Below are 7,572 nucleotides of genomic sequence, written 5' to 3'. Positions count from 1 at the left end.
GACAGGCCTTTTTTTACCAATTGCAACGCTTGATTCAACTCTTGTGAAATCGAAGGGGTTTTCTTTCCAAGCAATTGAAGAGGTTGAGGCATCCGATCAATATGCCCAGACTCAATATTTACGGCCTGATACAAGTGTGTATTATGGAAAAGAAGGATACGATGAATTGATGGAAGAAGAGCTGAAGGAATTCACCTCTAAAAAGAGCGTTGTTTTAAAGGATGATAACTACTTAAAAGGAATGGAAACCATTTATAATTTCCCCGGTGAATTTATGAACAAAACGATTGAGTTTGATGGTTTTTCGTTTAAAGGAGAATCGGTGAATGATCACCAACTCTTTGTACTGCGCTTTGGTGTTATTCATTGCGTAGCAGATTCAGGAGCCTTTGGCATGTTAGTAGAATTTCCTGAAGAAATGGATCTTCAGGATGACGAATGGATTCATGTCAAAGGGAAATTATCCTCCGTTTATTATCAGCCTTTCAAAGCAACAATTCCGTTTCTCTTAGTAGAGGAGTGGAATACGATTGAAGAGCCTGAAGATCCTTATACCTATCGGGTGTCCTAGACTTTTGCTACCTATTGTCTAAGACATGGTCCTCACCCGTGTCAAAGGAGTCACGACGGTTGAAAAAAAGCATTTAGCTGGTCATCAAGACGAAAGATAATTGGTGAAAGTGTGTACGGACAATAAAATCCTTTAAAAACAAATAAAGTTCTTTAAAATCGAAGGTAGAGACACTGAATATACAATTCTCACTCAAGCAGGAATAAATTCCGAAGAAAATCAATAACTGTTGCTTGTTTCATTAAAAAGGCTACAAAAAAGGCCCTGAACCATAGAGCGAAACAAAATAAAAAACACCTTAGAAGCAGCTTTAAAGCTGCTTTTTTTTGTCTTTAAATCCAATTCAACTTACTATCCATATTGTACTTATAGGATCATCTTTTTAAATCTTTAATAATCACAACTTTGCCATATACCTTAACAAGTTGCCATTTTATTCATCCTATCAATTAATTTACCGAACTCAAATATAAATCGAGCGAATCTTCTACTTCTGCTGCAACCAACTGAATGAAATTCGTATAATCCTTTGATGTATGTGCTTTATCAAGAGCATCATAATAAGGTAGACGATTCTTCACTTTAATGACCACTGCCGGAAAGCCGTCTTTCATTAGTTCTAGGTTCAGTAAAAGTCTGGATGTACGCCCGTTTCCATCAATGAATGGGTGGATTCCAACGAAGATTGCATGCAACATTGCTCCTCGTTCTACAGGGTGTAGTTCTTTCGCTTCTGTGTCGTACCACTTCATTAGCTGCTCCATCTGTTCTTTAATTAAATAAGGGGCTGGCGGAACGTGACTAGCACCTGAGATAAATACTTGTTGATCTCGGTAAATACCTGCATATTCATCATCAATGCCCTTTAAAACGAGGCGATGTAAATTCTTAATTTGCCATTCAGATAAAGGTTCTTCTTTATGAACAATTTCCTCTACATAAGTAATGGCATCTCTATGGTTGATAACCTCTAAATGCTCACGCATCGTTTTTCCGCCTACGGTAATCCCTTCTAAAACGACTTTCGTTTCATTAATCGTTAACGTATTGCCTTCAATGGCATTTGAGTTATATGTCCACTCAAGCAATAATTTCTCTCGCAAACTTTTTAACGTGTATTTAGGTAAAGGTCGTTTTTCATCTAGCAGTGCCTTCTTTTGATTAATTTGTTCAAGCATTTTTATCACCTCTCTAAGAAGCTATCGTAATTTTTAGTCAATCCATATAAATTTTATTCAGAGTTTCTTCCATTATAGCTGTATTTTTAATTTTAAGTGGGGATAATACTGCTCTTTACACAAAAAAACATCCCGGTGACGCAAGTGCTCCTCCTCTTTGTAACGCAGCCATCATTTTGCGTACGATTCCCCAGCGATTATACGCATTCAGATCAAGTGCTTTTAGCAGCTCATCAGTATTGGTCCGTATAGGTGGGAAAGTGCACTATTTCAACTATTTTTCAAGTTCCTCCATAAGCTAATTGACGAGAAAAGGCTTGAGTCGGTTCATTTTTTTGAATGGCAGCTTTACGAAATAATGAAAGAAAGTCAAAAAGAGGGTATCTTAAAATAGAGACACCTTCCTTTTGCTTTTCCCTATGACCACCTCCTTTTCAAGTGGACAGGAGTATGACAAAAGCCGACATCCAGTCATGATAAGGGGAGGTTAGTATTAGTATTGGTTTCGAAATATTTACGATATTTAATATACAGAATCTACTTTTTATTGTAAAATAAATCCTAATATTCAGATAAAATGTAATAGGAATTAAGACTTTTATGTACGTACCGATAAGATGGAAATTACTAATGTCAATTTTTTTGATTGTTAGTGTCTTCGGAGCATTTGCTCTGTTATTAACCGGACAGATGGAGAGTTAATTTGGAAAAAAGAACACTACAACGGATATATATGGAGTGACATTTGATTCCAAAATATATTCGCATCAGCAATTGTTAACAGAATTAAAAAACTACATAAAAAGTGAACGTGACAGTGAATAGTTTTATCGCTTTGTTTTTTATTGCTGCTCTATTACTATGTTATGATTCAGAAAAGATTAAAAAATAAAGGGGGATAACGATGAATATATTTAGAAAAAAAACAAAGGCTTGGAGCGAATATATAAAGTATGCTCAATCGACAGATATATCAGATATAGGAGAACGAGTAGAAAAAAGACTGGTCTTCACAGGAATCAATCAGGAAACACTTAGACATGTAAGAGAATCATCTACCATTCTTCAACTTCATAAAGCAGAGATGGTGAATCTTTTTTATGAACAGATTATGTCCGTTAACCATCTTAAAGGAATTATTATGAACCATTCGACAGTTGATCGATTAAGAAAAACAATGGAACAATATATTGATCAATTTCTTCAGGCTGATGTGAACCGGGATTATATTAGGACAAGAATAATCATTGGTAGCGTGCATAGCCGGATTCATTTAACGGCTGAACATTTTATTTCAGCCCATCATGTATTAATTCAAATCATGACATCTATTTTAATGGAAAAAATGCGTCACAAACCAGATCGGATGATGGAAACGGTGCTGGCTGTTCAAAAACTCGCTGCTTTTGATCAGCAACTCATTGTGGAAGTATACATGGAAGAGACGATTAAATCCTTTTTATTTGATGTATCCGGTATGCTTGACTCTATGACGGGCTTGGAAACAACAAAACAACTGATTGTTGGAATGAATGAGATGATCGAGGAAAGCCACAGTGTCACGTCTGCCACGGAAGAAGTGAGTGCTTCGATTATGGAGGTAGCCGCTCATTCTGTTAAAGTAGCAGAAAGAACCGATGAAGCGGTATATTCAGCTGAACAAAGTAAACAGGTGATCAATGAAGCTCTTGGAGATATTGAACAAGTGGGACTTGTATATAAACAAGTCGTGATACAAGTGAATCAGCTTAATGAAGAAATTGAACAGACACATAAAGTGGTAGATGTGATTCGTGATATTACAGATCAGACGAATTTACTTGCTTTAAATGCAAGCATTGAAGCAGCAAGGGCCGGAGAACACGGCAAAGGCTTTGCAGTTGTAGCAGCTGAAGTTCAAAAACTTGCTGAACATACGAAAGAACAGACGATGCAAATTACAAAAAATATGGAAAATTTACAAAAAGTGTCCCAACTCGTCACGGACCAAATGGGAAATACGGGTAAATTAGTGGAGCATAGTGTGACGGGAGCCACCCAAGCTGATAAAGCATTAGAAAAAATTGTTTCGACTATGCACGACATCAGCCAATCCACTTCTCAAATTGCAGCGATGACAGAAGAACAAACTTCAGCGGTCATGGAAATAGCAGAACGGAGCACGGCCATTTTTGATTTGGGTACACATTCGCAGGAAATGGCTAGACAAACCGCTGAAATTATTTTTGATTTAAGCAAGGAAATGGATGAATACCGAAAATCCTTCTTTGTGACGAATATTAAACTGACCGCTAAAGACGTTATTAAAGTGGCCAAAACAGATCATCTTCTTTGGAAATGGAAAGTATATAATGTCTTACTTGGAATCGAAAAAGTGCAGTCGGAACAAATAACATCGCATAAAGAATGCCGCCTAGGAGAATGGTATTATGGAACACTGTCTGATCAAGTAAAAAAACAACTACCTTTTCAACAGCTTGAAGAACCTCATCAAGCTGTCCATCATTATGCGAAAGAGGCCATGAGGGAATATGAACAAGGGTATATCGAAAAAGCATACGAATCTTTTAGAAAGCTTGAGGAGGCCTCTAGTGAGGTGATCGCCTTATTAATTCAATTAGAGAAATCACTCTAAGCCATAGATATAAGCCATACAATTGGAACTGCTCAACAATTAAAACAGAATGAAATTGCACATGCTTTAGAAGGTTCTGGTGCAAAAAATCTATGAAATTTGGACATACTGATACTACTAATTTCAAAAAGGTGCGTGATCAGTATGACGAATGAACATTTATTTAAGTGGAAGCACTACCAGTCTGAAATCATTTTATTAACGGTAAGATGGTATCTGCGGTACAACCTCAGTTTTAGGAAACTTGTGGAATGGAAGAACGGGATCTATCTATTGCACATACCACCATTATGCGTTGGGTCCTCAATTGGATAAGAGAATCCGTCGTCATCTCAAGCAAACGAATGACTCATGGAGAGTCGATGAGATCTATATCAAAGTAAATGGGGAATGGCAGTACCTGTATCGTGCAGTGGATTCCCAAGGAAACACGATTGATTTTTTATGCATAACTAGAGACAAAAAGGCTGCAAAGCGGTTCTTCAAGAAAGCCTTGCAGCTTTTCATAATTCTGAGCCTCGTGTCGTGACAGTCGATAAGAATCCAGCTTACCCTATAGCAATTGAAGAATTGAGAAAAGAGAAAATTATGTAAATCAGTGAAAAATAGTCCTTTTATCACATTTACACCTAAAAAAATGCGGAGTAGAATTACCTTCATCAACCAATTGTATATCGGCTTAGTCCTGAGAAATCAGGAACGGAGGAACCAATTTTTTGGGGTTAATTCTATTTTTTTTAGAAGGGATGAGAAACTCTTTCGCCATCCTACCCGTCAGCTAACTTCGTCGGCTAAAGCGAAGGAGGTCATAAGACCACCTTATTCTAGGCGTCTTTTTTTGTTGCGATTTTTTTCGGAACAAGGAAGGAAGCTTGGAACTTGATGTAGGTCTTTTCGTTTTTTAGAAGCCTATATTCATGGAAAAGTAAACAGGGAGACAGAACGCAAAGAGAGCATATTGCTTGCTGGGCGTTAAGTAGACCAATGAGTACTTTTTCTCCAGAACGTTATATTCATAAAGACTATCTTTATCACTCCTTTTTGTGTTGGTATTGAGATTTTGTCTTTGAATTAACTTTGGGGAAGAAGTAAGCATTGGTCTATTTTTTGTTCTTTGGCAATTTCAGTAGAACGCTGCGAAGTTGCAAAGGTTCAAATAATCCTTTCGTTAGAAATCCTTTATTTTGGGGGAGTTAACTAGGAGAAGACATTAATCGTTAGCAAAGAAGATCTGTACACATAGGTGGTTTCGATCGCTGGTCAAAACGTATTAAATTAATGTTCAAGAAAGGAAGAATTGTATGGACTTCATATCGATTGGACTTATTATCATCTCATTTGCTTTGTTTTTTGAATTTATCGAATTTTGCGACAAAGTAATTGAAGATCAAGGGGGCGGAAAGTGATGATTTTCTTATTAATCCTTGTCGGAGGACTAACTATTTATTTGATTGATGCCTTAATTCATCCTGAAAGATATTAAATTTTTGGAACATATGGAGGAATAGAAATGGATTTTTTACAAATAGCATTGGTTTTGGTTCTACTTAACTTACTTGCCATACCAATGGGGAAATATATCGCTCATGTATTTTCTCTCGAGGAGACTAGGCTTGACAGAGTGTTCGGTGGAACGGAAAAAATCATTTATAAAATATCTGGTATTACTCAGTCAAACATGACCTGGAAACAGTACGCAAAAGCACTGTTAATAAGTAATATTGCGATGTTTGGTATTGGCTATTTAATTGTTCGTTTCCAAGGTATCCTTCCAGCAAATCCTAGTGAAATTGCTGCAATGGATCCACTGTTATCATTTAATACAGTATCGAGTTTCTTAACAAATACAAACTTGCAGCATTACAGCGGAGAATCTGGATTATCGTACTTTTCTCAAATGACAGTGATTATCTTTTTAATGTTTACAACGCCTGCAACAGGGCTTGCCTTATGTATTGCGTTTTTACGTGGATTAACAGGGCAAAAAAGCATTGGAAACTTTTATGTTGATTTAGTTCGTGCGCATACTCGTATTTTAATCCCACTTTCAATTGTTGTGGGGCTCGTATTAGTAGGGCAAGGGGTTCCACAAACAATGGAACCGACCATAACTGCAACTACTGTAGAAGGGGCAGAACAGCAAATTGCACGTGGACCTGTTGCAGCACTTGAATCTATTAAGCATCTAGGAACAAATGGCGGGGGCTTCTTCGGAGTTAACTCAGCTCATCCATTTGAAAACCCAACGCCATTTTCAAACGTATTAGAAATTCTTTCGATGTTTTTAATACCTGCTTCTCTTCCGTTTGCTTTTGGGCACATGACACGTAATCGCAAGCAAGGTTGGATTTTATTTAGTGCAATGGGGCTAATGTTCTTAGCCTTTTTAGCAACAGCTTATTTTAGTGAAGCAAATGGGAACCCAGCGCTAGCGAGTATCGGTCTATCCCAAGATGAAGGAAGTATGGAAGGGAAAGAAGTAAGGTTTGGTATTGCACAAAGTGCCTTATTCACAACAGTTACAACAGCAGCTACAACTGGATCTGTTAATAATATGCACGACACATTAACGCCTCTTGGAGGATTAGTGCCACTCGTTTTAATGATGTTAAACAATGTATTCGGTGGAGATGGCGTAGGTTTCATTAACATTTTAATGTATGCCATATTGGCTGTCTTTATAGCAGGATTAATGGTTGGACGCACACCAGAATTTTTAGGGCGAAAGATCGAAGCAAAAGAAATGAAGTTAATTGCGATTACGATTTTAATTCATCCGTTCATTGTTCTTGTTCCATCAGCCATTGCATTAGCGACAGAAATGGGCTCGTCAGCTATTTCTAATGTAGGGTTCCATGGTATTTCTCAAGTGGTCTATGAATTTACTTCATCAGCTGCAAACAATGGATCTGGGTTTGAGGGATTAGGAGATAACACTCCATTTTGGAATATCTCAACAGGGTTAGTCATGTTGTTCGGACGTTACTTCTCAATGATTGCAATGATTGCTGTAGCGGGATCATTATTAGCTAAAAAACCAGTTCCAGAAACAATTGGAACGTTCAAAACAGATAATAGTACGTTCTTAGTCCTAATAGTTGCAACAGTTTTAATCGTTGGTGCATTAACGTTCTTCCCGGTTATTGCATTAGGACCGATTGCTGAATATTTAACGATACGATAATGAA

General features: G+C 37.3%; 5 protein-coding genes, 1 pseudogene and 1 riboswitch. Of the genes and pseudogenes, 5 read left to right on the top strand and 1 reads right to left on the bottom strand.

Going from position 1 to position 7,572, the window contains the following annotated elements:
- A partial coding sequence (locus AWH49_RS14005) for a TIGR03943 family putative permease subunit (RefSeq protein ID WP_063966229.1) occupies positions 1-571 on the top strand: 571 nt, incomplete at its 5' end.
- A 449-nt stretch (positions 572-1,020) separates the two neighbouring features.
- Here AWH49_RS14005 and AWH49_RS14000 read toward each other — a convergent pair.
- Complete coding sequence (locus AWH49_RS14000; protein ID WP_063966228.1) at positions 1,021-1,749, bottom strand: Fic family protein; 729 nt, start codon at positions 1,747-1,749, stop codon at positions 1,021-1,023.
- 904 nt (positions 1,750-2,653) lie between these two features.
- On the opposite strand from AWH49_RS14000, the gene AWH49_RS13995 reads away from it, so the two are divergent.
- The 4 genes and pseudogenes from AWH49_RS13995 (at position 2,654) to kdpA (ending at position 7,568) form a co-directional block, all read left to right on the top strand.
- Positions 2,654-4,384, top strand: coding sequence for a methyl-accepting chemotaxis protein (locus AWH49_RS13995; RefSeq protein ID WP_063966227.1), 1,731 nt, complete (start codon positions 2,654-2,656; stop codon positions 4,382-4,384).
- 144 nt (positions 4,385-4,528) lie between these two features.
- A pseudogene (locus tag AWH49_RS19410) lies at positions 4,529-4,975 on the top strand (IS6 family transposase); the annotation flags it as partial.
- Positions 4,976-5,050: 75 nt separating this feature from the next.
- Positions 5,051-5,192: riboswitch (cyclic di-AMP (ydaO/yuaA leader) on the top strand.
- Positions 5,193-5,789: 597 nt separating this feature from the next.
- Positions 5,790-5,867 (top strand): potassium-transporting ATPase subunit F, encoded by a 78-nt coding sequence (locus tag AWH49_RS21335; RefSeq protein ID WP_157723738.1) that lies wholly within the window; start codon positions 5,790-5,792, stop codon positions 5,865-5,867.
- Between the two features lie 27 nt (positions 5,868-5,894).
- Positions 5,895-7,568: a potassium-transporting ATPase subunit KdpA gene (gene kdpA / locus AWH49_RS13990; RefSeq protein ID WP_063966226.1), complete on the top strand. Its 1,674-nt coding sequence runs from the start codon at positions 5,895-5,897 to the stop codon at positions 7,566-7,568.
- The last annotated feature ends 4 nt before the right edge of the window (positions 7,569-7,572 follow it).

Origin of the sequence: Domibacillus aminovorans (assembly GCF_001643235.1) — a bacterium.
In the GTDB taxonomy this organism is placed as follows: domain Bacteria; phylum Bacillota; class Bacilli; order Bacillales; family Domibacillaceae; genus Domibacillus; species Domibacillus aminovorans.
This window is presented reverse-complemented; position numbering and strand designations above follow the sequence as displayed.

Excerpts from the sequence above, each read along its gene's own strand:
- AWH49_RS21335 (WP_157723738.1), top strand. The coding sequence starts at position 5,790 with ATGATTTTCTTATTAATCCTTGTCGGAGGACTAACTATTTATTTGATT.
- kdpA (WP_063966226.1), top strand. The coding sequence starts at position 5,895 with ATGGATTTTTTACAAATAGCATTGGTTTTGGTTCTACTTAACTTACTT.
- AWH49_RS13995 (WP_063966227.1), top strand. The coding sequence starts at position 2,654 with ATGAATATATTTAGAAAAAAAACAAAGGCTTGGAGCGAATATATAAAG.
- AWH49_RS14000 (WP_063966228.1), bottom strand. The coding sequence starts at position 1,749 with ATGCTTGAACAAATTAATCAAAAGAAGGCACTGCTAGATGAAAAACGA.